The 25740-nt window shown below is 46.2% G+C and carries 22 protein-coding genes; 8 read left to right on the forward strand and 14 right to left on the reverse strand.

Translation table 11 applies throughout. The features are described 5' to 3' along the window. Nucleotides 1-28 precede the first annotated feature (28 nt). Nucleotides 29-1102 (forward strand): nuclease-related domain-containing protein, encoded by a 1074-nt coding sequence (locus J4E06_RS01785; protein WP_349522334.1) that lies wholly within the window; start codon nt 29-31, stop codon nt 1100-1102. 182 nt (nt 1103-1284) lie between these two features. Then, entirely contained in the window at nt 1285-2109 is an 825-nt protein-coding gene (locus J4E06_RS01790; RefSeq protein WP_349522335.1) for an endonuclease/exonuclease/phosphatase family protein, read from the forward strand. 213 nt (nt 2110-2322) lie between these two features. Here J4E06_RS01790 and J4E06_RS01795 read toward each other — a convergent pair whose 3' ends face one another. The 6 genes from J4E06_RS01795 to J4E06_RS01820 all read right to left on the reverse strand — a co-directional run bounded on the left by J4E06_RS01795 (nt 2323) and on the right by J4E06_RS01820 (nt 7744). After that, nucleotides 2323-3375, reverse strand: a complete 1053-nt coding sequence (locus J4E06_RS01795) for a type I restriction endonuclease (protein ID WP_349522336.1) — start codon at nt 3373-3375, stop codon at nt 2323-2325. Between the two features lie 285 nt (nt 3376-3660). Further along, nucleotides 3661-3810 carry a hypothetical protein gene (locus J4E06_RS01800; protein WP_349522337.1) on the reverse strand — a complete coding sequence of 50 codons (150 nt, stop codon included), beginning with the start codon at nt 3808-3810 and terminating at the stop codon, nt 3661-3663. Between the two features lie 152 nt (nt 3811-3962). Continuing rightward, nucleotides 3963-4769 (reverse strand): hypothetical protein, encoded by an 807-nt coding sequence (locus J4E06_RS01805; RefSeq protein WP_349522338.1) that lies wholly within the window; start codon nt 4767-4769, stop codon nt 3963-3965. Between the two features lie 98 nt (nt 4770-4867). Beyond that, nucleotides 4868-5533: a DNA-binding response regulator gene (locus J4E06_RS01810; protein ID WP_349522339.1), complete on the reverse strand. Its 666-nt coding sequence runs from the start codon at nt 5531-5533 to the stop codon at nt 4868-4870. Between the two features lie 11 nt (nt 5534-5544). After that, nucleotides 5545-7488, reverse strand: coding sequence for a tetratricopeptide repeat-containing sensor histidine kinase (locus tag J4E06_RS01815; protein ID WP_349522340.1), 1944 nt, complete (start codon nt 7486-7488; stop codon nt 5545-5547). 73 nt (nt 7489-7561) lie between these two features. Beyond that, nucleotides 7562-7744, reverse strand: coding sequence for a hypothetical protein (locus tag J4E06_RS01820; RefSeq protein ID WP_166247305.1), 183 nt, complete (start codon nt 7742-7744; stop codon nt 7562-7564). Between the two features lie 381 nt (nt 7745-8125). Here J4E06_RS01820 and J4E06_RS01825 point away from each other — a divergent pair, with 381 nt between their 5' ends. Next, on the forward strand, nt 8126-8830 hold the full coding sequence (locus J4E06_RS01825) for a hypothetical protein (RefSeq protein WP_349522341.1): 705 nt from the start codon (nt 8126-8128) through the stop codon (nt 8828-8830). A gap of 227 nt (nt 8831-9057) precedes the next feature. Here the strand turns inward: J4E06_RS01825 and J4E06_RS01830 are convergent, their stop codons facing one another. The 3 genes from J4E06_RS01830 to dinB form a co-directional block, all read right to left on the reverse strand. Then, nucleotides 9058-9894: a DUF932 domain-containing protein gene (locus J4E06_RS01830; protein WP_349522342.1), complete on the reverse strand. Its 837-nt coding sequence runs from the start codon at nt 9892-9894 to the stop codon at nt 9058-9060. 276 nt (nt 9895-10170) lie between these two features. Then, nucleotides 10171-13152: a DNA polymerase III subunit alpha gene (locus tag J4E06_RS01835; RefSeq protein ID WP_349522343.1), complete on the reverse strand. Its 2982-nt coding sequence runs from the start codon at nt 13150-13152 to the stop codon at nt 10171-10173. Nucleotide 13153: 1 nt separating this feature from the next. Then, a complete protein-coding gene (gene dinB / locus J4E06_RS01840; protein WP_349522344.1) occupies nt 13154-14368 on the reverse strand; it encodes a DNA polymerase IV in 1215 nt (404 codons plus the stop codon). Between the two features lie 117 nt (nt 14369-14485). On the opposite strand from dinB, the gene J4E06_RS01845 reads away from it, so the two are divergent. Next, the gene (locus tag J4E06_RS01845; RefSeq protein ID WP_349522345.1) at nt 14486-15244 is read left to right on the forward strand and encodes an SOS response-associated peptidase; all 759 of its coding nucleotides are present in this window, start codon (nt 14486-14488) and stop codon (nt 15242-15244) included. 48 nt (nt 15245-15292) lie between these two features. On the opposite strand, the gene J4E06_RS01850 is transcribed toward J4E06_RS01845, so the two are convergent. After that, nucleotides 15293-17089 (reverse strand): ParB/RepB/Spo0J family partition protein, encoded by a 1797-nt coding sequence (locus tag J4E06_RS01850; protein ID WP_349522346.1) that lies wholly within the window; start codon nt 17087-17089, stop codon nt 15293-15295. Nucleotides 17090-17356: 267 nt separating this feature from the next. Here J4E06_RS01850 and J4E06_RS01855 point away from each other — a divergent pair, with 267 nt between their 5' ends. Then, on the forward strand, nt 17357-17923 hold the full coding sequence (locus J4E06_RS01855) for an AAA family ATPase (protein WP_349522347.1): 567 nt from the start codon (nt 17357-17359) through the stop codon (nt 17921-17923). A 248-nt stretch (nt 17924-18171) separates the two neighbouring features. Here the strand turns inward: J4E06_RS01855 and J4E06_RS01860 are convergent, their stop codons facing one another. Continuing rightward, on the reverse strand, nt 18172-19896 hold the full coding sequence (locus J4E06_RS01860; protein ID WP_349522348.1) for a helix-turn-helix domain-containing protein: 1725 nt from the start codon (nt 19894-19896) through the stop codon (nt 18172-18174). Nucleotides 19897-20212: 316 nt separating this feature from the next. Between J4E06_RS01860 and J4E06_RS01865 the strand changes: the two genes are divergently transcribed. Genes J4E06_RS01865 through J4E06_RS01875 form a run of 3 tightly spaced genes read left to right on the forward strand, consistent with a single transcriptional unit; the run spans nt 20213 to nt 21677 of the window. Then, a complete protein-coding gene (locus J4E06_RS01865; protein WP_349522349.1) occupies nt 20213-20512 on the forward strand; it encodes a hypothetical protein in 300 nt (99 codons plus the stop codon). After that, nucleotides 20512-20772: a hypothetical protein gene (locus tag J4E06_RS01870; protein WP_349522350.1), complete on the forward strand. Its 261-nt coding sequence runs from the start codon at nt 20512-20514 to the stop codon at nt 20770-20772. Before J4E06_RS01865 ends, J4E06_RS01870 begins: the two co-directional genes overlap by 1 nt. Beyond that, nucleotides 20709-21677, forward strand: coding sequence for a helix-turn-helix domain-containing protein (locus tag J4E06_RS01875; RefSeq protein WP_349522351.1), 969 nt, complete (start codon nt 20709-20711; stop codon nt 21675-21677). Before J4E06_RS01870 ends, J4E06_RS01875 begins: the two co-directional genes overlap by 64 nt. Before the next feature lie 116 nt (nt 21678-21793). Here J4E06_RS01875 and J4E06_RS01880 read toward each other — a convergent pair whose 3' ends face one another. From J4E06_RS01880 to J4E06_RS01890, 3 genes are all read right to left on the reverse strand, one after another. Continuing rightward, nucleotides 21794-23032 (reverse strand): M14 family metallopeptidase, encoded by a 1239-nt coding sequence (locus J4E06_RS01880; protein WP_349522352.1) that lies wholly within the window; start codon nt 23030-23032, stop codon nt 21794-21796. Nucleotides 23033-23072: 40 nt separating this feature from the next. Continuing rightward, nucleotides 23073-24413 (reverse strand): fibronectin type III domain-containing protein, encoded by a 1341-nt coding sequence (locus tag J4E06_RS01885; protein ID WP_349522353.1) that lies wholly within the window; start codon nt 24411-24413, stop codon nt 23073-23075. Nucleotides 24414-24567: 154 nt separating this feature from the next. Beyond that, nucleotides 24568-25731, reverse strand: coding sequence for a hypothetical protein (locus J4E06_RS01890; protein WP_349522354.1), 1164 nt, complete (start codon nt 25729-25731; stop codon nt 24568-24570). Between the last annotated feature and the right edge of the window lie 9 nt (nt 25732-25740).

The following is a 25740-nucleotide window of genomic DNA, read 5'->3' on the forward strand; positions in this document are numbered from 1 at the left end:
GCATCAAAACGTTAGTAATTCACTAACCATGATAAACGTCCACGGGCAAATAGAATCCCTTAAACGGATCAGGGCAACCCTCGACCAAGAAGGGATTACCCGATTCAATTCTGTGAGCGATATCAATAACTTCCTTAAAAACTACGCCTTTGAAAAGGAGGAAACCCTTTTCAACACCGAGCGTCAATTTGATCTGGAACTGGAAACACTGGAGATAAAGGCTCTCAATCTCCAAAAGGATTATGAAGCAATAAAAACAAAGGTGGAAGCCAACCTCAATACCAGAATTTCCCACTTAAAATCAAAATCCAAAGGGCTTTCCAAGCCAGCCAAGAATGCCGTAAGGGAACTCCTTAATTGGTACCAACAGCAAATTCTTTTAGGTTATACGTTCATCCTCGAAAAAAGCGTTAAGCATGTTATAAGGCATAAGACCAATCCTTACCAAAAACGCCTGGACTCCATCCTCAAAAAGGTCGATGAATACAAAGCGAACCGTCAAAACTTCATTTCGGAACGCTGTGAATCCAAGTTCTTGGAACTTGAGCATGCCAAGGCGGTGACCACTGACTTATACCCCATCATTGCCGGGGCCATTGGGGAACAAAAGGTGGCCAAGGAACTCGAAAAATTGCCTGGATCATATGTGCTTATCCATGACTTTTCCCTTGCCTTTGATAGCCCCTTATACAACAAGCGGGAAAATGACCGCATATTTAGTATCCAGATCGACCATCTCTTGGTTACTAAAGCCGGCATATTCATTATTGAGACCAAGAACTGGAGCAAGAAGTCCATGGAACAAAATGACCTGCGCTCCCCTGTAAAACAGATACAACGGGCCAATTTTGCCCTTTATGTCCTGCTGAATGGCAGTAAAACATCATTAAGCGGTGTACTCAAACGGCACCATTGGGGGCAACGAGCATTGACCATAAGGAATATTGTGGTGATGGTTCACCACAGACCCCGGGTAAAGTTCAAGTATGTTACCATCAAAACACTTAAGGAGTTGAATGGGTATATCAACCATTTGGAGCCTTTGTTTGATGATGATGAGGTGAAGTGTATAGGGGAATATTTGATAAATATCAAAAATTAGATTACTCTTTTATCATAATGCTCCAATTGCAATTGTAACAACTTTTATGCAATGAGGAATACGCTTGGTTATATCACGCAGAAACCTTTAAAGTAAATAACCATATGCATGTTGGTTTACGATATTCTGTAATCACCCGATTCCCTTTTTCTTAATTTTAAACCACTGAACCAAACAACCCCATGATACGAAGACTGGTGTTAGTAGTACTTATTTTCTTCCATTTCCTTGCATTTTCCCAAAGCGATGAGATCAGTTTGGTTTCCTGGAACATCCAAGATTTTGGGCGGACCAAAAACACGGGAGAACTAAATGAAATCGCTGAAATCGTTAGGGATGTTGACATTCTTGCCATCCAAGAAGTTGTAGCGGGTTATGGTGGAGCACAGGCGGTTGCCAAATTAACCGACCTTCTTAACAGAAAAGGGGCCAAATGGGACTATGTCATCAGTGACCCTACCAACAGCCCGAAATATGTTACCGAGCGTTATGCCATTGTTTGGAAGACCAAAAACATAAAAATAAAAAATCGAGGTTGGCTTATCTCAGAACTAGATTCGTTGGTAGACCGAGAGCCATTTTTATTGGATTTATATGTAGAAGGAAAAAAATTCACTTTGGTCAATTTTCATTCCAGGCCCTATAACAAAGACCCGGAAAGTGAAATCATCGCAATTTCCAATTTTGTCATTGATTCTCTAGAAACTCCTATGATCATTGCTGGCGATTTTAATGTTGAAGAAAAAATGCCTGTTTTTGATTACTTAAAAGATAATGGTTATAAGGCAGCCGTATCCAATGCAAAGACCACTTTAAAACGACAATGTGATAGCAATGATTACCTCAACTACCCTATCGACAATATTTTTTATTCCCAGGATATTTACAAGACGGAAGGAAAAGTTATTGATTTTGTGAGGTTTTGCGAAGAGTTAAAACGGGCCCGTAAATTATCCGATCATCTACCGGTACTTTTAAAATTCCGGATCAACTGGAAAGCACACTAATCTTCCCAGCCACACAAGGTCCTGCCCAAATCCTTGGCCTCTGACAAGCTAACTTGAAAAGTCTTGGTCGAGCAATTGGACAACCCCCTGCAATGTTTGTCATAATGATACCGTTTACTGCTCTTGCCTTTACAGATAAAGACTTTGGTCTCAACATTTGAAACAAGATTGAAACCAGTAATTACCCAAAAAAGTAATAGTAGCGACAAAATTTTAGTCATCCTCATAATGATCCACTGTTTTCAACAATAGGTCTTCGAAATGGTAAATATCGTCCACCGTTTCAATCAAATGTCGGGTTTCCTCCTTCTGCTCATCAAAGGTTCCCAGATATTTATTGCCCCCATTGAGATGCAAGCGGCATAGTGGCTTTCGGTTATTATCATCCAGCAAGATACCAAAATAGGATTGGGTATCCCGATGTACAATACGATCGACCGAGAGTTTCCTGCGCAAAATGGCCACTACGATTCGATACCCTTCCAGTTCCTCCTCCGTGGTGTCGACTTTACTCACCTTTTCTGGCTCCTTGTCCTCTTCCTGTTGTTTTTCGGCCTCCTTGTTTAGCGCTGAATTCAAGCGATCGTTCACCTTTTCGCTAATGGTCTGGATAAAGGCCTTGCTTACCAAATCGGTGAATTCCCCCATTACCTTTTCAGTAAGCCGGCCAGTATAGATCCTTGATGCGAAGAGCCTGACAAAATCATAGCTTGGCGCTTGCAGTTCTTCGCCAATGAGTTTTTTGATTTCCTTGGTATATTTAAGGGAGCTCGCGTTGTCCACTATCTCATCCACGTTAAAGTTCGTTTTGTGGAACTTGGCAATCTCATTGACCACATTCTCCTTTAACTGGGTGATATCGAACTCTAAAAATGGTTTTTCGTCCATTTTATTGGCCGATTCCAAATCGGTGAAAAATTGATATTCTATACCGTTGGTCAACAGGGCAAAACGAGTTTTTGTAGTATGAAAATACCGGAACAATTGAGAGTTGTGGGCGTTCAACTTTTCTTTCCAGTTCTTACATTCGATGATGATTATGGGTTCACCATGCTGAAAAATCGCATAATCCACCTTTTCCCCCTTTTTCAATCCAAGGTCTGCGGTAAATTCAGGTACTACCTCGGTAGGGTTGAAGGTGTCATATCCCAATAAATTGATGAATGGCAACACAAAGGCATGTTTGGTAGATTCCTCGGTATCGATTTGCTCTTTGAGCTTGATTACTTTTTCCGCTAATACCTTGAGTTGGTTCTGAAGTTCCATGTTCCTATATTTTTTTTGATAACAAATCGCTACAATCCTTATTAAGGTTATATGAGGCTCCATGACGTTTTATTCCGACGACAAGGAGTTTATCATCTCCTCTTAGATGTTTGGTAAGCCGCTCCTTCAGTAAACCAGAAGTTTCATTGGATTTCACAACCCACAACGAATCCATGCATTGCCAAGTATTTCCAATTTTTTGAATTTCTTCGATCAAGGGCCGATGGTCATTATTCGCGGCCCCCAGGTCATATGAGATCAAAAAGTACCCCATGCTTCAAACGTTTAGTTTGTACATCCATTTTTTTCACAGGTAATTGACTCAGTGGTATCTTCCCAATGATCGGGATTTGCACGCATATCAAATCCACATCCCGTAATGCTTACTTTATACCCTTTATGAACTTCTCCTGTAGGTATGTGTTTTACTGCCATATCGACCATTACTGATTTTATAATCAAACCTAGCCCTATAAAACATCATTCCCTTACAGAAATCTGTAAGGGAATGTCAAGTTGTGCAATTCATATACAGTAGGCTGAACTAACCTACATTACCATTGCAATGGTCAGTGTGTAATAGTATATCAATTCTCCTCATAAAAGAAATCATGGAGTTCTATTAGGCTACCTCTTTTTATTTGTACAAGGTCACGGGTATCTTTCAAGAAAATACCTAAGGACCTTTCATTATAAACAAATTTCATTTCGTTGGAATAATCCGTTACGACATACATATCTCCTTCCATTTTATAAAATGGAATCATACTCTTTCCTTTAATCCTGACGCCTCTATTGACAATCTTTCCATTTATAATATCACTTTCCACGTCGGCGGTTACTCCAGAGGCAACCTTTACGTAGGCCACCATCATTTTTGTCCATTCCGATCTGTTGATCATAAACCACTTGACCTTGTTAAAATCAATGCCATATTCATTGATCCATCCATGACTGGTGAACCCGAGAAGCACATATTTTTTACCGTTCAAAGCAGGATTGTCCTCCGGTTCAAATTCTTGAATCTTGAAAGTTATAACGGATGCAGGTGACATGTCCTTTACTTTTTTGCCATCAAAGTCAACTGTTTTTAAAGAAAAGCTGGAAATTTCTGGATGGTTGGACAATACCCATTGTGTTGCGGTGAGCTCTGCTCTTTCCTTCATTTGTTCGACCGCCGCTACCCCTGCTCCAACCAATGCCAATGCTCCCACGGCACCTGCAATCGCTGCACCATCATTTTGGGCGTGTGTCTGTTTTGGTATCAAAAGACATAGAAAAACCGTAATCAAAACAAATATCTTGAATTTTAGGCCCACCTTGCTGATGCTTGAAGTTGTCGTAGATATATGTTGAGATACTATGGTTGTGTAAAAATTAAGTGAGGACTTCATCGGTATTGGTTTGATTGCTTCAATATTACAGCCTTATGAAAAAGTAACCTTACAGATATCTGCAAGGGAAATTCAAAGGCTTACCAACAAACTATAAATCAGATTTTTTCCTCCCGGATCATTTTGGCGATCAAATGATTGGTGTTCTTGGCCCCGAATTCATCGAACATTTTACTGACCCTTTTGTCTATGGTACTTTCGCTATTGGGGGTGATATCCTCCTTTTTGAACTTTTCCGAAATCTCCTTTTTGGTAAGCCCTTCCGCCAAGCTTTGAAGTATCATCAGGTCAAACTCTTCGAGTTCAAACACATTGTTGGAAACATTCAAATCGATGCCAGGGGAGACATAGGTACGGTTATGATAGACTTCCTGAACAGCATTTACCAATTCGGTAAGCCCGTGACGTCCCTTGCATACATAACCATTGACCTTTTCCTCCTTGAAAAGTGCATTGACCGTGACCGGGTTGTCCTCCATGGAGTTCACGATGACCTTTAAGTTGGGCTGAATGGCCCTAGCGGCCGCTATCAGTTGAAGTCCCGAAGTAAGCTTCCGCTGAACATGATCACCTTTAAAAAACAGATCGGTGATCAATAATTCAAAAGGTTCTTTTTTGGTTGCGGCATATTTTAAACGGTTGTATGCCTTATCGCAATATAGTTCATCCTGTAGCACGGGAATATGCAAGGTATCCCGCAACATTTCAGAAATCCCCTGATTGGTATCCTGAAAATCCTCGGCAATCAATACTTTTTTGAACATAGTAGTTTTTTTTAAAACGGAATCGTGATATGGGCCGTAAAGCCCTCACCCTTACCGGAATCAAAAATAACGGTTCCTCCAATGGCCTGAATACGCTTTTCTGTATTCCGAAGTCCATTTTTGGCATTTAGTTCTTCCTTGGATGCCCCTACACCGTTATCGGAATACTTCACCACCATGATTTTTCCGGTATGTTTGAATACAATGGTGACCATATTTGCCTTACTATGTTTGCCCATATTGATCATCAGTTCCTGTATGGCCTTGAAAAGGACTTTTTGCGACAATGGGGGCATTTCCCCCCAATCAATATCCTTGACACCGGTAACAAAAAGGTTCGCCTCACTTGGGGTCCGAAAACGAAGCATCTCCAAAAACTCGGCCTTAAATCGGCCTCCCGTGCTCACTTCATTGACTTCCCTGGAAAAATTCCTGCTTTGGTTATAGAGCCCGTCCAAGCGATCCAAGATCTTTGACCGATCCATATCCCCCTGTACCATCAGCATGGTCTGGTTGAGGCCCGCCCCAAAATCATCATGGAGCCGTCGGGACATATCAGCTTCCGTTTCCAGGGTAGCCTCCAACTTGGCGAGTTTGTTTCGCTCTTTTAAACGTTTGGTACGTTGACCAAAAAAATAAATGGCAAAGCTCAGGCCCAACAACAGGACTATGGAACCCAAGTAGGACATGGTTTTCTTACTGCGTTCCTCGGCGGCCAACAAGGCTTGTTCCGCTTTTTCTTTTTCCAATCGCAGGATGGATTCTTGCTTCAGCTTGTCGTCGTATTTGTATTTGGCGAATTGGGTCTTGACCTTTAATTCTTGTTCATCAAGGCTATCTTGCAACAAAATGTAGCGGTCCCGGAGCTTGATATTTTCAGGGTTTATCTGTATGAGAAATTTCAATGCATCAATCTCTGCCCTTGGTACTTTGATTTTTTGTGCCACTTGGATAACGGTATCAAAGTAGGCCTTGGCCCTACCGGACCTATCTTCCATATGAAACTCACCTAGATGGGTAAAGCTTGCCAATTGCCCACGCCAATCCTTTTTCTCCTTTCTTATTTGGAGGGCCTTTTGGAAAGAAGCGTCAACATCCCTTTTTTCCAAAAGCCATTGGGCATAGGACAGATTGTCCAATATCCTTGCATAAACCACAGGAGTGGAATCCAAGGCTGTATTTCCCATAATCCTTTCTAAAAGCACTATGGCCTCTTCATATCTTCCATCATCAATATAGGTGGCGGCAAGATTGTTCTCAAACGCAATCCTGTGCTCTATTGATCCACTATTTTTAATGGCCTTGGTATAATAGAATATGGCATCCTCGAAGTTCAATAACTTCCTATGGTTGGTGGCCAAGAGCCCATAACATTGTACCATTTCATTACGGTCACGAGATTCCCTTAAAAATTGTAGGGCCTCGGTCATGGTTTCCTTGCTTCCAAAAAAATCATTTTGGTTCTTCTGTATCACCCCCATAAGCAACAAACACTTCCCTGTCCAGCTGCTATCCTTCGCCAATTCGAATTGGCTTTTGGCAGCACTGTAATTTTCAAATGCCTTGCTATAATCAGACCGGACCTGATCATAATAATATCCCATTAGATAATATTGGGACGCCTTTTGCTTCGGCCCATCGACTTGGGATTGCAATGTGAGGAAACTATCATGGTGGGCCACCAAGCTATCGTAGTCCCCAGCTTGAAAGAGCAAGGAACTTTTTTTGTACATCAACTTGCCCAAGATGGAATCCGCTTCCAGATCTCTGGCCAAGAAAAGGGCCCTGTCTATACTTCTCTCCTTTTCTTCCAATGAAATTTTTTGGTCAAAAGAACGATCATAATATGTATGTATACTGTCATATTCCGTCGGGGAAGCCATCGCTTTCTTTTTATTCGATGGACCACAGGACATAAAAATGGACAATATGATAAGGAATAAAAATGGTTTCAATGATTACAGGTTTGTTTACAATAAAAAAGCCATGCCCGATTTCCAGGCATGGCTCAAATTAATCAAATTATTCTTACTGGTCCCCTCCTCCTGGCGGTGGCGGTGGCGGAGGTGGCGGCGGGGTCGGATCTTGGTCATCCCCTTCGGTGGCGACCATATCATATTCGCTCGCTATCTCAGCCGTATCCGTAGTGGAACAAGAGAAAAGGAACATATTCAAAACAACGGCCATCAAGGCCAAAAACACTTTTTTCATTTTTATGAAATTTTTAAATTGAACAAAGAGGTGGCCGTCCGGAATCTTCCGGAGCGTTTTTGCTTTTCAGCCACCCGTGAGTTTTGGAGTACTCCTTTGCTATTTTTGGAAAGTGGAAACTGTAAGCGACCCTTTAGGTTACTTTCCAATGGACCTTACAGGCCGCATTACAGCATCCCATAAAAATGAATTTTCTAGAAAAGCCATGTTAGCAACACATCGCGGAATCCATTTTCTGCGACAAAGTAAATTGAAGTGTTCAATTGCATTGCAGACAGCTTATGGACTTGTATTGGACATTTTTTAGACATCAATAAAATCAGTGCTTCGGAAGGGTTTAGTAATATGTTTTGCCTTTTTAAAATTTGTACTTTTAGTCCAATGGATGAAAAATATATAGCAGAGATTGTTCGAAAGGTTTTTGAAAAAGCCAAGACAGAGCATGCCTCCCACTCTAGATTTGCTTTGTCCAGTCACATTAGCGACCATAGTGAACTAAGTTCAAAAACCTTGGAGAGGGCCTATGACAGGTACATCAATAAAAAAAAGAAGTACGGTGCCCCACAAGCGGAGAGTGTGGATTTATGCTGTAAATATCTAGGTTATGATAATTATGCCGATTATATAAAAAAAAGAAAAACGGTCCCTTCCACAAAATGGACCATACCCATCATCGTGGTCGTTTCCTTGGTTTTGGCAATCGTGATAGGGATACTATATGGGAACAATACAAATCCCTCAGTTGAAAAGGGTGAAAATCAATGTATGGCATGGGCCGACTCCATATATGTAAAAGTGCCCTGTACTTCCAAACCCTACTCTTCGTTTGGAACCAAGGTGGAGCCCATGGATATAACAAAGCTGAAGCATTTTAAAAAAGTGGAAGTCAACATGGCAACACAATTCTTTTCGGAGGATGATAAACCCCTACTATGGTACCATAAGAACAAGGAGGGGGAAATTGAATATTTTACGGCTCCGGGGTTGCATCCGACCAATGACGAAACCTTGCGAAAGATTACCCCCTATATCATCCAGACCTATGTACCTGTGCACTCCTATAAAAAGGACTCCTTCTTGGAATAATACCTGCATTTCAAAATGTATAAGGTTTGAATAAAGCAGATGGATAATTCCACTCCTTTATATCAGGGTCTGGGACTCCCCTTTATAAAAAGCGTCCCTTCCCAAGCAACATAATACACTGCCCCCATAATCGATACCTTCCACCACCAAGGCCAAAGCACTTCATAAAACAGACAACCCTTCAAAAATCTCCGGTTTATGGGCACCGGAGCGGCCCTTTATGGCCTTTAGACCATCTCACAAACGGTTTCAAACAGTTGTTTGTCCAAACGTTGCTGTCGTGAAAAGCTCCGTCTGAGGCTACCGTGCAATACGGAGTTGAAGGCATTGTAGCCCAACCAGAGGTTGGGAGTCGTACCCAATAGTATGGCTTCACGATCTAAGACCTCGATGACCTCACGGGCCCTTTTGGAGGGATCGTCATTGGTATCACTGCACTCATAACGGAAGAGTTTGGTCCGATCCAGCACCTCTTTTACAAAGGCCTTGGTATCCAATAGCTCCACGGTCATCAATTGATGGAACCTATCGGAGATGGTATAGAACTCATTGTCCATAAATTTACGGAACAATCCTTCCAGCTCGGGCATGATCAGGTTCACGCAACGCTTGTGGTGCTTGATGGAAAAACCAATTTCCGTTTGGGCCACATGCAGGCCATTGGAGCACACCTTGCGATAGCAACCAAAATGTCCCGATGTGCGTTCGCTCCCATCGTAGGAATTGGTAAAACGCAGCATGGGCAGGATGGTATCCTCCCGGTGTCCCACGGAAAACTGGGAACTGTCGGTAAGGATAAAATCCATACTGAAACTCCGATCGGATCGGTTGATGGTCTGCCGGCGGTAGGCCAGTCCCGTTTTGATGACCCGTTCCTCGGCTTTCCCGAAAAACAGTTCATTGGGGATATGCCCATAGCGTTTGGAGACCACGTTCACGATCTTGCCATTGCTCACAATGGCCCGTTCCATCCCTTTTCTGTTGGGCATTCCCGTCAATGCTTCCAAAGGTCTGAGCTGTACCGGCACAAAGACCTCGTCCTGTTGTAATCTGTTTAAATACATAATTTAATGATTTAAGGTTAAACAATATTTGCAGGACGACCCAAACGGAAGGCAGGCTGTGGAGCGGCAAGGAAACGGAATAAATTGGCCTGTCGTATGGCAGGATAGGGCAGCGGAATGGGTTTATGCCGTCCCTTGTCCGATAACAGGCTGCGACGTTTACCTTGTGCAAAGGATTGGTTGGAGCATAAAAGGTGTACATGAAATAAGACCCCTATAGCAATAACTGAGGGCAACAATCAAAGTATTCCATGACCAATGAAAAAGAAACGCATATCACCTAAGCTGCACTACACCCACGTCTATCTGCCTCGGGTCAGGTTTCAAGGGCTGTTTGATGGTCGTGACCACTTCCAGGCTATAATGACCGAACTCTTCTGTCACCGTACCATGGCACAGGTAAATACCTTTTCCATGAATGGGCGTGGATGCCATCGTTTGGGGAAAATGCACACAATCAAAAAAGTGTCCTTTCAGATCCAGCATGGTGGTAAAGCGCATGGTGTCCCCCTTGGATGTAGTGTTCAAACGGGTATGTACCATGGAGCCATAGATCCAGACCTTTTGTTTGACATGGGCCCCAAAATCACCGGCGGTCAACCGACTCTTTATTTTTGTATCCATGAGTTCATAATATCCACATAGTGGAAAGCCCAAGAGTTCCAATTGGTCATAGGCATCCTCAATGGGATGGGATGGAAGTTGCGGTAATGTAAAATGCCTGTGGTTGGGTTTAAATAGCAGTTTCTGGACCGTATCCTTTCGATGGGCCTTGGTCTTGAACACGGCTTGCCAAAGCACTTGCTTCTTGGGCACCCCAAAGCCCCGAAAGGCATCGATACGCACCAAGATAGTCAACTGTTCGATGGCAATCGGGACCCGGTCTATAAAATCATCAAAGTCCCTGAACTTGCCATGGAGCTGCCTTTCGTTCAAAATGCGTTGGATGACCAAGCGTTCCAGACTCCGAAGCTGACCCAGTCCCAGATAGATGTGCTTGCCATAGATGGCATTGACATGGTCACTGCGGTTGATACAGGGCGGATGGATGACCCCGCCCCACATCTTGGCCTCATGGACATAGAGTTCCGTATCGTAAAACCCTCCCCCATTGTTGAGCACGGCCACCATAAACTCCAAGGGGAAATAGCATTTCAAATACAGGCTCTGGTAGCTTTCCACGGCATAGGAAGCAGAATGTCCCTTGGCAAAGGCATAGCCCGCGAAACTCTCGATCTGTTCCCAGACCATCTGGGTCAGGGCGGTATCATGTCCCCTTTGTTTGCAGTTATCAAAAAACTTCAACTTTACTTCCTGGAATTCCTCCCGGGAACGGAACTTTCCGCTCATCCCCCGTCTCAGCACATCGGCCTCACCAAGGTCCAGTCCCGCAAAGAGGTGGGCCACTTTCAGTACATCCTCTTGATAGACCATGATCCCATGGGTCTCCGGCATGATTTCCAGTAAAGCGGGACTGGCCTCTTTACGGCGCTGCGGTTCCCGTTCCCTGCGGATGTATTCGTCCTTCATCCCGGAGGAGGATACCCCTGGACGGATTACGGAACTGGCCGCTACCAATCCCAGATAATCATGGGTCCGCAGTTTCTTCATGAGCCCTCGCATGGCCGGGGATTCCACATAGTAGGCTCCTATGGCCCTCCCCTGGCTCAACAGTCGGTTGATGTTGGCATCCCGTTTCATCATCTCCACACTTTTGATGTCCCAAAGCTCGGCATCGGGCTGGTTGTCCTTGATGAGCTCCACCGCCTCTTTGATCTTCGCCAATCCCCGTTGCCCCAGAATATCGAATTTGAACAGCCCCACATCCTCGGCAATGATCATATCAAACTGCACCGTCGGGAACCCCTTCGGCGGCAAGGTCGTAGCTGAATAACAATGTTCGGAACGGTCCAGGATCAGGATTCCCGAGGAATGCACACTGATGTAATTGGGCATCCCATGGATATAGGTGGCATACTTGAGTACCAATCGGGCCAGTTCGTCCAAGCTTCCCTGTTTGTACCGACCCGCACTGAGCTTATCGATTTCCTCGGTGGGCAGACCGAACACCTTGCCCAATTCCCGAACGGCGGCCCGGTACTTAAAGGTGTTATAGGTGCCCAAAAGCGCCACATGTTCGAATCGTTTAAAGATATAGGCCGTGACATCGTCCCGGTCCCATGTGGAAAAGTCAATGTCAAAATCCGGGGGCGAGGCCCGAAAGGGATTGATGAAACGTTCGAAATACAGGTCCAGTTCAATGGGGTCCACATCGGTGATCCCGATCAGGTAGGCCACCAGACTATTGGCTCCGCTCCCCCTGCCCACATAGGGATAGCCTTTGGACTTGGCATAAGAGACGATGTCATGGTTGATCAAAAAATAGGACACGAAATCCAGTTCCTGAATGGTCTTGAGTTCCCGGAACATACGCTCCCTGACCTTTTCCGTGGGATGGGCATAGCGTCGGGGCAGCCCATCCAGGGCCAGTTCCCGCAACCGCCTTACATCATCCTCTTTGGAATCCAGATAACGGGACTGGTTCTGGGAAACCCGCTCACTTCCAAACCCAAAGGCAATGGAACAGGAATCCATCAACCGCTGTGTATTCTCCCAGATATGCGGAACATCGGCCAAAGCCCTTTTCAGTTCCTCCATGGGCCGAAGGGTATCGGTAGGTCTGGCCTCTTCGGACTGGGGGAGTTTGCTCAACAGCGTGTTCAAGCCTATGGCCCTAAGCAACCGATGGGTATTGAAATCCTTTTTGCTGCGAAAGCTCACGGGCTGCAACAGCACCAATCTGTCCTTGTATTCGCGATAAAGGGAGAAGCGTAATTTCCGTAGCTCTTCCACGGACACCCCTATGTATTCATAGGCCTTGAAATCCGTCCGTTCCTCTTCCTGTATCTTCTCGAAGGGGTAGATGACATGGACATGGTCAAAGGCAGGTGCCACGGAGGGAATGGGAGTACCTTGATGTAAATGTTCAGAAAGAAAGGCATTGATTTCCCGGAACCCCTCATTGTTTTGGGCCAGTCCCACAAACTCCTGTACGTTCCCGTTTCGAAAATCGATACCGAGGATAGGACGTATCCCCTGTTCCTTGGCCAGACGTACAAAGTTCATCCCGGCCGAGCTGTTGTTGATGTCGGTCAGGGCCAAGGTTTCCACCCCATGGGAACGGGCCAACTCCAAAAGCTCCGTTTCGGAGAGCACCCCATAGTTCAGGGAATAGTAGGTATGGCAGTTCAGGTACATGTTATTGCTGTCTATGGGCCAATAAAATGGGCGGTTGTCCGTCAAAGGGGTTCCCGCCCCTACCAATGCTATGGGCCCCCAATGCCGAGGCCCGCATCAAACTGGACTCCCCAAAGCGGTTCCGCACCCTGTCCATGGCCTGGTAGAGGTTGAGCAGTTTTTCATCATCCGCGAACAGGTCGATCTGATAATGCCCTCCCACGATATGGCTGTAGTTGACCCCGACGAGTCGGATGAGCATCCTTCGGTCATAGAGCGAGGTAAAGAGTTCCTTCACCAAGGGCACCAACACATGGTCCGCAGAAGTATAGGGAATCCGTTTCTGTTTCGTATAGGTCTTGAAATCACTGTACCGGATTTTCACGCTCACACAGCCCGTCATCTTGTTGGCCCTTCGGAGTTGGTAGGCCAGGTTTTCCGCCATGGCGAACAAGGTGGTCTGTAGTTTGACCATATCGGTGGTATCCTTTCCATAAGTCCGTTCCGTGGAAATGGACTTCCGTTCATGGAAAGGGACCAAGGGGGAATTATCCAGCCCCTGGGCCCGCATCCAGATGGTCCGTCCATGTCGGCCAAAGGCACTCTCCAATAGTTCCAAGGGCAGTTCCTGTACCGTCCGGATGGTGGTCACCCCCATATTGGACAACAGCCCATAGGTCTTTTCCCCCACCGAGGGCAGTTTACGGATGTGCAAGGGGGCCAAGAATTCCTTTTCCAGTCCAAGGTCGATTTTCATCTGGTTGTTGGGCTTGGCCTCCCCGGTGGCCACTTTGGAGACCACCTTGTTCTGGGACAATCCAAAGGAAATGGGCAAGCCCGTTTCCCTTAAGATCCGTTGTCGGATTTCCGAGGCGTACTTGTAGCAGCCAAAGAAGCGGTCCATCCCGGAGAGGTCGGCATAGAACTCATCCACACTGGCCTTTTCAAAGACCGGCACACTTTCCTTGATGATCTCCGTTACATTATTGGAGAACTTCATATAGGTCCCTGCATTGCCCTTGATCACCGTGGCCTCCGGGCACAGTCTTCGCGCCACCTTCATGGACATCCCCGAATGCACTCCAAAGCGTCGGGTCTCATAGCTGCAGGCCGCCACGACCCCACGGTCCCCCAACCCTCCGACCAAGAGGGGCCGCTTCATCAGACGGCTGTCCAACAGCCGCTCACAGGAGACGAAGAAGGTATCCAGATCGAGATGGAGAATGGTGGGCTTCATATAAATATTGGATTTATTCCTATTATTTGGAAAATATCCAAATGTACGGAAAGCAATAAGCCATTTCAAAACTTTAACAATTTTGACTATCTTAATTCGGCATAATTCAACCTCAAGATGTGCTACTCGACCAGACAGACCCGGGAACGGAAGGAGCTGGAAAAACTCCTTTCCGTAAAGGCCATGTACGGTGACTTGGACACCGACCTGGAACTCATTTATTTCCATGCCAACGGCTGGAGCCATCCCGTTATGTGGTCCTTGGGCCAGGAAGATCCCAATAATTTGCTCCCGGCGATGTGGGGCATCATGCCCCCAAAGGAAAAGCAGGAAAATTACAAGGAGTATTTCAAGAACCCAAAGACCTTTGGGGGGCTGAATGCCAAATCCGAAAAGCTCTTTGACCATTTTATGTACCGGTACTGTTGGGAGCACCAACGCTGCATCATTCCCGTGGACGGTTTCTTTGAACCCCACAACACCAAAGTGAAGGTCAAGGGCAAGGATTTTAAGGTCCCTTTCTATTTCAGACGTAAAAATGGCGACCCCATATATCTTGCAGGTATCTATACCAACACCGCCGATGGGCGAAGGACCTTTTCCGTCCTCACCAAGGACGCCACCCCCATGTTCGCCGATATCCACAATGAAAAGAAAAGGCGACCCGTCATCATGGATGACGAAAACTTGGATGCTTGGTTACATAACGGCAACAATGAATCGGACGTTCAAGATCTGATCGATGACGATCTTTGGGAAGGGGATTTGAAAGCCTATCCCGTCACCAAGGACCTCTATAGTAGAAGTGTGGATTCCAACTATCCGGGAATCATTGACAAAGCGGATTATGAGGAGGTCTCCATTTCCTATGGGTGACCATAAAAAAAAGAGGAGCCTGTTCCCAGACTCCTCCAATACTACCATCTAATCGGCAATGGTCTTGGCCTGCTGTTCCAAAGCTGCTACCCTTTCCTTGATCCGTGCCTCACGCTTTTGACGACTTTCGGCATAGGTTTCCTCAATGGCCAAGATCTTGTCCTTGTAAAAGGAGTCCATCGCCACGTAAAAGGATTGGTTGGTCAGGTCGTTGGTGTGGTTGCTCTCCCCGAGGTGCACCTGACGGGTCAATAGGAACCGGAGCAGTTTATACAGCATCCCTTTCTTGAAGTTCTGTTGGAACCGTGCAACCAGTTCTTCTCTGGACAACTGGGAATCATCCCCAAGGAAATCCCCAAAATGCTCCCTTTGGTCTTCCCACCCGATGTTGTTCTCGAACAGTGAGATGGAAAGGGCCACCATTTCGTCAGTGGACAAGGGTTTCTTACGATTGATATAATCGGTCTCCCGGATCATATCCACCACATCCTTGAACTGGTGGTTGTTCTCGATCTGCTTTTTCCGAAGTTCCCGGGCATTGATCTTGATGATCTGTTCCTCCGGGGTACACTCGGACATCTTTCGTTTATCCAAGGGCTTGACGCCTGAGCCTAAACCTTCAACTTCTTCCCTGACCCTTACAAAAATGGTCTGTGTCAAATAGGTGTCCGTTTCCAGTAGAATACCCTTTTCAAAGCCATGGTCGATGGCATTGTCCCATGCCTCCTTTTCCACTGTAAAGGATTCCAAAGCCTCATCCAAGAATTCAGTGAACTCTTCCTCGGTGTATTCATAGTGCCGATGCTCCTCTTTAATGCTTTCCATGGTAGGGGCAACAGGTTCCTTTAAAATCTCCAGTTCATTGGTCAAATGTACCTCCAGGCCCTCATTTTCCATTTGGGCCATGACCCATTGGTTGCGTTCCTCGTCCACCCAGTATTTGCTGATGTCGGGAACGAGTTTCAGCCCTTCTTTCTTTACCCGCTTCAAGAGCTGCATAAAGGTCTTGGTCTTTTTGCTCTCAAAGCAGGCAGTCTGGGTACAGACCATTTTCCCCTGCCCGAACAGGTTGCCCTGGTTGGCGGCATTGAAGGGACAGACATCACATGCCCCTGCCTTGGGCACCAAGGTCTTGTCGGCCAAATCGAATGGGGCCCTGTTCAGGTCAAAGGTCCTACTGTCGATCATCCGCTTGATTCGATGTCCCTGAAAATCCCCTTCGAGGCTCTCCAACATCAGCTGTTGCTCATCAGGCTCGAACAGGGCCACGGCCACACCAAGACCCAGGGTCATCTCCCCATTACGGACAAATTCCTTGAACCCTTCGATCAGGCCCGACAGTTTGATGCGCTGCCGGATATAGTTCTCCGACCGGCCCAAACGCTTGGCGATCTCAGATGGTTCGTAACGGTCCAACAGGAACTGGATGGCCTCGGCCTCCTCTGTGGGTTCCACATCCTTCCGCTGTAGGTTCTCAATGATCTGGACTTCCAAGATCTCCTTGTCGTCATACGCCCTGACCATGGCCGGAATGGTCTTTTGCCCAGCAAGTTTACTGGCCCGGTATCTGCGTTCCCCCATAACAATGACATAACCGTCATCGGATTTGCGAACAGTAATGGGTTGCAAAACCCCATGTTCAGCAATGCTCTGCGCCAACTGTCGAAGACTGTTTTCGTCAAAGGTTTTCCGGGGCTGTCCCAGATCTGGGGATACCGAACTGATTTCCAACATCTGGATCTGTGGAACAGAATTCTGTTCTTTCTGCCGTGCTGGTCGCTTAGCTTTTGATGATTTCTTGACATTTCCTTTGCGTTTCGCTCTTTGTTTTGTTTGTACTTCCATGATTTTTGGATTTTGGGTTAAACAATATTTGAGCGCAAAACCAAACGGAAGACAAAATTTTGGAGCGGCGAGGCAACGGAATAAATAGTGACATAAGGAACGGCTTTATGCCGTCCCTTGTCCGAGAAATATTATGCGAGTTTACCTTTCGACAATTATTGATGGAACCCTTATCTCAGATCCTTTCAAGTAGTTTTGGATTTCATGAAAGTTTGTAATATTGCAGCCCGAAATAACAGTGACAACACCAAACCAAATCCCCTACCCTTGAAACGAAGCAAAGACCACCTTCCGTTTTATGTGATTACCGGCGGCCCTGGCGTGGGCAAGACCACCCTTTTGGAGGAACTACGGCAACGCGGCTTCAAGGTCGTGCCCGAAACGGCCCGTGAACTGATCAAAGCGCAACAGGCCATCGACGGGGAGGCCCTGCCCTGGAAAAACAGGAAGCAGTATATGGAGCTGATGTTCGAGGGTTGCAAAGCCCAATTTGAAAAGACCCTCCAAGACGTCAGGACCGATCAGCCCGTATTTTTCGACCGTGGCTTTGTGGACGCCTTGGGCTATGCGGCCTTGGAAGGCCTTCCCATCGACCGGGAAATGAAAAGCTTGGCCGAAACCCACAGGTACCATCCCCAGGTCTTTATCCTGCCCCCTTGGAAGGATATCTACCATACCGATGCCCAGCGGACTCAGGACTGGAACGAATCGGTGTTCACCTACAACAAAATGATCCAGACCTATCGGGGCTACCAATATGACCTAATTGAGGTTCCCAGAGTTGCTGTTCCGGAAAGAGCGGATTTTGTGTTGGAGTCGATCAATTCCAAGTGAACCATCGCCAGTTACCAATCCTTTCATTGAAGCATATCCCTTCTCTGGAAGGCAGCAGCGGTTCGGCAACACAATTTTCCCAACCTCCATCGCGTGAGGGATTGCAGTGAAAAGCCCTGAATCCTTGCCATCAGGCCTTGCAACGGAAAGCCCGGCCCCCTAGGGACACGCCCAAAAAAGACTCGTGTTGTGGTATTTGTTTACCGCCCTTGGGTTTAGTCCCATGGATAGCTGGATAATATGCCCTCCTACCCGGCGTCCTGCTTTGCCCTTAGGCGCTCCATAAAGAACATCGGGGTGATGCCCACCCGGGATTTAAAGGCCTTGACAAAGGTGCGTTCACTGTTGAACCCCGCCTCTTCGGCCAGGGAACGGTTGCTGTAATGGGCCAGCTTTCGGTCCTGTTTCATTTGTGCAATGATATGGTCCACCCTTAGGTCATTGATATATTCCATCACGCGCTTTCCCTTGTAATGGGTAATGATCTGGGAGAGGTATTTCCCGTTCACCTCGGCCAGGACCGCCAATTTGCCCGCGGACATCTTTCGGTCCAGAAAATCACGACGGCCTTCAAAACGTTCCAGACGGGCCAATACCGCATCGATTTTCTCCTGGGAAATTTCCAAAGGGTGGGAAGGAACGGTATGGTTTTTTTGCATTTTCCGGACAGGCGGATTTTCCCCGGCAAGTATGGCCTCGAACCTTTTTTGGTACAGCTTTCGGGTACACTGGTAGCGCCAGGCCAACCATAGCGACAAGATCGCCAACACTACCGCCGCTGTAATCCCGATGTTCTTCTGCCGCTCCCTGACCTTCAAAATTCCTTCAATCTGCTGTTTCTCCCGTTGCATACTTTTCAGGTCATAGCCATCCTTGACCGTATCGTCCAGATATTGGTGCTGTTCCCGCAAAAAATCAATGGCCTCGATATGCCGCTCCAGATAGGCCAACTGTAGGTCGGGCCTTTCCATGCCACCGTAGTATTCGGCCAGGTAGCTATAGGCCCCCAGCAGTTCCGCCTTGATATAGTTCCGCCCCCTAAAATGGGCATCCACCTGTTTAAAATAACTCACGGCCCTTTCCCGTTGGTTCGATTCCCAAAGGCAGCGCCCAAGGTAAAACCCGGTCAGCACCTCATTGGCAAAATCATTTCCTTTGTCCCGTATCAAATGCAGACTACTGTCCAGATGCACGATGGCCAAGGGATAGTTTCCCTGCAGGGCATAATTGATTCCCTCGGACTGGACGAAATATTTGTTCAAGCTTTGATACCCCAGCCGTTGCCCCTCTTCCATGCCCAAGGTATTGACCTTACGGCTCAGGCCATAATTTTCCATTTGCTGGTGACAACGTCCGAGCAACAATAGGGAATTGAGATAACCGGGCACGCTATGGGCCTTAAAATACGCCAGACCTTCATCAAGCAAAGCCACGGCCTCATCATAATGTTCGGTGTAATATTTGACCAGAGCGATATTGTATTGGAGCTTATGATGGAGGTATGCATTATCGGTACGGGCCAGGAACCCATCGGCCATAAGGTAATTTTCCAATGCCCGTTTATACTCTTTTTCGCTGTAGAACACGACCCCCCTGGTGAGATAGGCCGACCCGATCAAAGCGGTGTCCTTGGCAGAAATGGCGCGGAGGACCATACTGTCCGCATAAGCCAGCCTGGCCCCGCCTGTGAAACGATGCAGATAGTTTTTATAGCCTTGTACCCGTTGGGCATCATTGTTTTCTTTCACGGCCTTTTCCAGATAGGCCTTAAGATACCGCTCCTTCCAGATGGTATCCTTTCCTGCCTGCTTGATCCGCTCAAATAGGACCGGATATTCGAGTCCCAAGAGGGAATCGGGATTGCCCAACGGATGCTGGGCACATAGGATGCCCATGCCCATAAGGAACATCAAAAGGGTCAGTCTACCAAACTTTGGTCGTTGCATGGCTATGTAACTAAAAAGGGGAACCATGGTACCTCCATCTTTGGGGAACGGACCGGCGATGCACTGGTGTGGATGATGGAAGTGCGATTTCCTTCGAAGATAGTATAAATTGTGGGTTTTTACCTACATAATTTCCAAAAAGCAGCTAGGACGATTTCAGGAAAGCCACCCGTCCTTTTCGGGAAATCACCGAACAAGCCCTTGGACGGATGCTCCATTTGCCCCTAGTTTTACATCGAATTCAACCCTTAACACCTCCGTAATATCGGCGGTTTCAAAAGGTTCAGATTGCCCGGGTGAGCATGGACCGATCTAATAATCGGTAACTTAAAAACTCATCAAAATGAAAAAACTTGTTTGTATTACCAGTATCGCTCTATGGATGACCATGGGGTGTACACCCGATAATGTATATGACGATTATCCTAAATCAGATAATACAATAGCCTCCCCTTCAAAACAACAGCGGCCACTGCAACCCACGGCCCATGAAAATGACTCGGTCATCGAAGATGAGGACTGGGAGCTGTCCATCCCCAACGCTGTTGGGAACCCACAGACCGTTTTACGACACATGCCCGATCCCGATTTTGATTCCATCGTTCCCGTGCCCGAGCCCGAACCCTTTAGCCTGGAAAACTGATGGAACCCCGTGACCGTGCACAACGAAAATGGCAGCTCCTTTGGCCCATTGCCCTAATGGCCGTCAATCTATGGACCATTTGGATTGTCATTGAACTGTTCGGTTACGATCAACTGGTGGATCATTTCAATCCGGAAGGCATTACCAGACGTGTTCATCCCGGAAAACCGGCCCGGCTCTTGTTCATCAGTGTGCTGTGCAACCTTTTCCCAACGCTCAGCACATTGTTTTCGAAGCTCATGGATATCGGGGAACGCTGATTCTTTTGGAACGGTCCGATAGCGCTGGGAAGCGACAGATAGCGGGGCTGGTTATCCTTTTTATCAAGGAGAGCGAGCAAGTAGGTACGGTACATACCCATGTTGACAGGCTGCACGCCCTGCTGTTCCTGGTCAAAAAAGGGCGGATCCAAATAGTAATCGAGCAAGTCGCCCATAAGCTATATCCCGGCCGACTCCTTTTGCTGCCCCAAGGGAGGAATTGGTTCCTCCGACCATCCCTTTCCCCCATTGAAATGGGCATTGTTGGCCTTGACCCAAAACAGATATATGGAGATACCACCAGGGCATTGCCCATAAGGCTATTTCAGCATTGGGAGGAACAGCCCCGTACCATAGGTCTTAAAACCAAAGAGCTGCATTGGTTGTTGAAATTACTCAAGATCCTAAAGTCAAAGATCCATCCAACCACTCCCTCCCATGCCCAAGGGATTGTCCTTCGGTACGGGATTTATATGCTGTTATGGGAGCTGTACGGTTTGATCTACAAAGAAAACTCTAAGACCTCTATTATGCAGACCACGGGACATTTTTTGGTATTGCAGTTTATGGATTTGCTCAACCGTTATTACCGCTCACAACACCAAGTCGGTTTTTATGCCAGGCGCCTTCAGGTCACGCCGGATCACCTTTCGAGGATTATCAAAAAACACACGGGCCTAACGGCCAAGGTCCATATCCAACAGCTCTTGATGGAAGAGGCCAAGGCACTGTTACACGGCCGGAGACCCATCAAGGAAATTGCCCATTTGCTCGGGTTCAACACCGCCTATGCGTTCAGTAAGTTCTTTAAGCGCAATGCATTCGTATCCCCAACATCCTACCGTGAACAGCACCGGAAGTGCAAAAAACGGGCATGGCACACCTCCTTCGCCGGAAAAGAATGAGCATAGTAAAACAACCAACAAAGCACTGACGTACAACCTGCTACAACAAAATGTTTAGTGGTTTAAATTTGCCGTTTTTAGTGGTTCCCATCATCCGTCCCATCCACCAATTCTGCCTATTCTATCTCCAATAGCAACTCCATCATGGCCAGTGAGGATGCCCCGCCGATTTCAAGTATCCGCTCTTTTGGCGTGTGATCTCCAATTTCATACGTTATTCCTACTGCACCTTCCCCGTACAAAAACCAACCTTTGGATACTGGCTTGTTGCTATTGGAGTCCTTTTCATTGACTTTATAGTCTTTAATGTCCATTTCCAACCTAGTGAACCAATCTTCAATAAAATGAGGCAAAGTAGTTCCTTTCCGGGTTTTGTTGGTATAGAAAACATCTTCGTAAGTTGAATGGAAATCCAATCCCAAAATAATTTCCCCTCCACCTTTTTTGCTGCTCTCCCTAATAAATGACACTGCGTTCTCAACTTCAAGTTGATTGTATTTAGACCAGTCACGGTTAAGGTCCACTCCATTGGCGTTATGTCTCCAATGACCTAAATCCACTCCATCCGGATTCAGAATAGGGAATGCCAATACCCTATACTTGCTTAAAAACTGGGTGGAAATATTGGACTTTTCCACAATCGTTTCCAAAAATTTTTGAAAAGCGAAGAATCCCGTTACTTCTGGTGGATGCTGCCTTGTCAATAGAACTATGATAGGCTTGCCAACCGGACTTCCTCTATAAATATCCAAAACCGGAATATCCCTGCCCAACTCGGATTGTCCAGCACTTTCCAAGTGTACAAAATCATTTGAGGCTACAATTTTTCGCATATACCATTGTCGAACATCGTCTGAACTATTGACTTCTTGGGCCGCAATTAGTTGAGGTTTTTGATTTACCATCAATTTCAAAACCCTTCCCCCATCAGTTTTTATGACATCCACAGAGTCCATAATACTCCATTTACCATTTATTCTTTTTTTAGGTTTGTACCTATGCCGAAAGCCTTTAGGATATTCCAACTCAAAATAAACCTGCCTTGGAGATTCTGACCAAGTTTTAAAAGCATAATAAGGGCTCTTGTTAATAGGAGTATTCTCGGGTGCAAAATGTAAGGTAATCGTTGAATCATTCGATTGGTTCGCGCCGTTGAGACGGGCCCCATTGAATTCATTGCTCACCGACACTCCCAATTCTTGAAAATGATATATTTTTTTGGATTGATAGTTTATCTGCCTATCCCTTGTATCTATGGAATTCTTGAACTTTACTTTTTTAGGCAGGGTGCAATTAACCATTAGCATTGCCAGTGCCATGGGCAAAAGACTTGCCCTAAATCTCTTTAAAATCATATTTCGCTTTATAATTTGTTAATTGATAGTTGACTATCCATCATTTGAAAACAGTGCCCAAGGCATTGCTCATCTTTGCCCAACCTGAAGCATCCTGACGAAGTTTTGGTCGCGCCTGTTCAATGTGGATAAACCTTCCCGATGTCTCCGTGGCTGAAGTGCCACACGGATCGGGAGAACTATTGATAAAACGACCTTGTGTGTTGGTAAACCCCCGTAGTCTGCTCCAATCTGTATCGATATGGGCAATCTTAAAGGTCAATGAAGCATCCTCTTTCGATAGGGCATCCCTGATCAAGGAGGCATAATCGGTATCAGGAATTTGGTCCGTCCCATTACTCATGATCACATCTGGGTCATTATCGCCCTTGCCAAAACCGTGTAATTGTACAAATACTGTACTTGGCAGGCTTGTGGCAATGACCTCGGTCGTTCTTTGGAAAGCCGAATCGGTATTATGTGCCAAATCCGATATACGGTATGCTCCACTGCTACCGCAAGCTGAGGTCGTCCCGGAACATTCCGTTTCAGTATCACTGTTACATCTATGGGCACTGCTCAAAAGAAGTGCCTTGGCTACATTGTTCCTAAAGGAATATGCCGCTTCATAGCCTGTGTTGGTATCATATTTAATGTGTGGCGCCATCAAAATAAGATCTTCGCTTTCTGGTGTCGCACTGAATACATAGATACCCCAATAATTCGTTTTTGCACTGTCGTATTCAGCCAAAACATAAAATACCTGATTGGGAGAAAGTGTGTTATCCGTAAATTCTGTGATTTGATAATTAAGTTCTGCGGATTTCGCTACGGCTTCCGAAATCTGGTCGTTGAGCATATGGCCGACAACTGCTTCCCAAAGGTCCAGTTGTGCATCAACTGGAGCGGTATAGCCGTCCTGTCCGCTTCCCGGTACGTTATCTATAAGGTTTCTCAGATAGGTATCGATATTTCCAGACTCGTACTGGAGCTCCGCTGTTATGGACCCCATAGTGGTCAACTCCAGAACTGTGCTCAAAGGGGATTCGTTTCCCGCTTGGTCAATGGCCAATACTTGGTAAGAATAGGTCGTGCCCGGCTCCAAATCGTCCAAGGCATAAAAGAACTGTCCGGAACTTGTCAAAAAAACACCATCTTGATAAATGGCATAGTTCTGAACACCAACATTGTCTGTTGCGGCATCCCAGCTCAACCTTGCAGTGGTCTGGGTTATGTTCTCAGCGGTAAGTCCCGTGGGCGCCGTGGGCGCCTCTTGGTCGACCTCTGGAGTGGGCCCGTCATCGCTTCCTCCACTGGAAGAGCAAGATGCCAAGAACATCAATGCCATGGCCATAAACCGCCCGGCAAAGGAAAAATCCGTTCTGAATTGTATGATTTTCATATAGTTTATTTTTTTATTGACAAGAACGCCATGCGTTCCTATTCCATTTTGACAAATCATTATTATTGAATATCGGCCCCAAATCAAATTGGGACCGATATCCTCACAACAATTTAGAGAACAAATCAATTGTTAGATCAATCAATGACCAAGGCTAGTCCTCGGATTCATAAATGATTACATTGTCAATATCAAAAGACTCGGATGTAGCACCAGATTGTATTTGAATGACCAATTCATAGGAACGTACTCCTCTTACGTACCCGCTATTAATCTCATACCATTGTCCGGCAACTTCCTCGATATCATCACTGTAGATGCTGGCCAATTCAAGGACCTCTGCTCCTGAATCGGTCGTGATATTGGCATAGGCATGGATGCCATCCAATGATTCCCAGCTGGTATCCCCAAAGTATACTTGAAAAGATACTCCAGAGTTTTGCTGTCCCTCAGGCACCTCAACAGTATCAAAGGTCAAGCGAATGGCCCCATCCGCATCTTCCGAATGGAATCCTTGGGTTCCATCTGGATAAGCCTCATAATCCTCGAACAAGGAAAAAACACCGATACGTTCGGCCGAGAAGCCAAGACTACTGCTACTGATATCCGTAATCGCTATATATTCCGCATCAAAACCAAGCTCATCATCCACACCATTGCCTGCTGCAACATAGTCCACATAAGGTGGTACATCGCCATTGATCAGGTCAAGGGTCTCATCATTGCTTCCGTTTCGGTCATAAGTGTCGTCCTCGGCTCCAATCGGAACTTCTTCAAAAGAGGTTCCCCTGATCGTTTTACCTGCTGGTTGAAAAAAGGAAATGGAAAACTCCATGGCCTGGTTCGGGAAATACAACTTGGATCTATCCGTGGTATCTCCACCTTCATTGACATTGTTGTCGTTCAAGTCTGGGGAAGCCCCGCTAAAGGTACCGTTCGGACTGGTTACTGTGCCCACAAAGGACATGGTCGACCCCAATTCGATATCCTCCTCAGTTAAACCAAGAGCATCGATGATATCACTGATAGAAAGTTCCAATTGGTAAGGAAACTCTGTTACCGTGACGATATCCTCCGCCACAATGTCCCCGTAGGTAACTGAAAGGGAATAAATCTCAGCATTGCCGTTGGAATCCACCAACTGTGCACTGATCATATCGGAATCCAGACTGAGCACGCTATAGCTGAGCTCAGGAGTCTGGTCGAAGGAGACAAAGCCTCCACGATCGGTAATATCCTCAAAGGTATTGTTGTCATTGGAACAACCTATCAAGAATAACAGTCCCAATAAAAATTGTATGCTTATACTTCTTTTCATAATAGAAAT

This window comes from Allomuricauda sp. NFXS6 (genome assembly GCF_040148835.1).
GTDB lineage: Bacteria > Bacteroidota > Bacteroidia > Flavobacteriales > Flavobacteriaceae > Flagellimonas.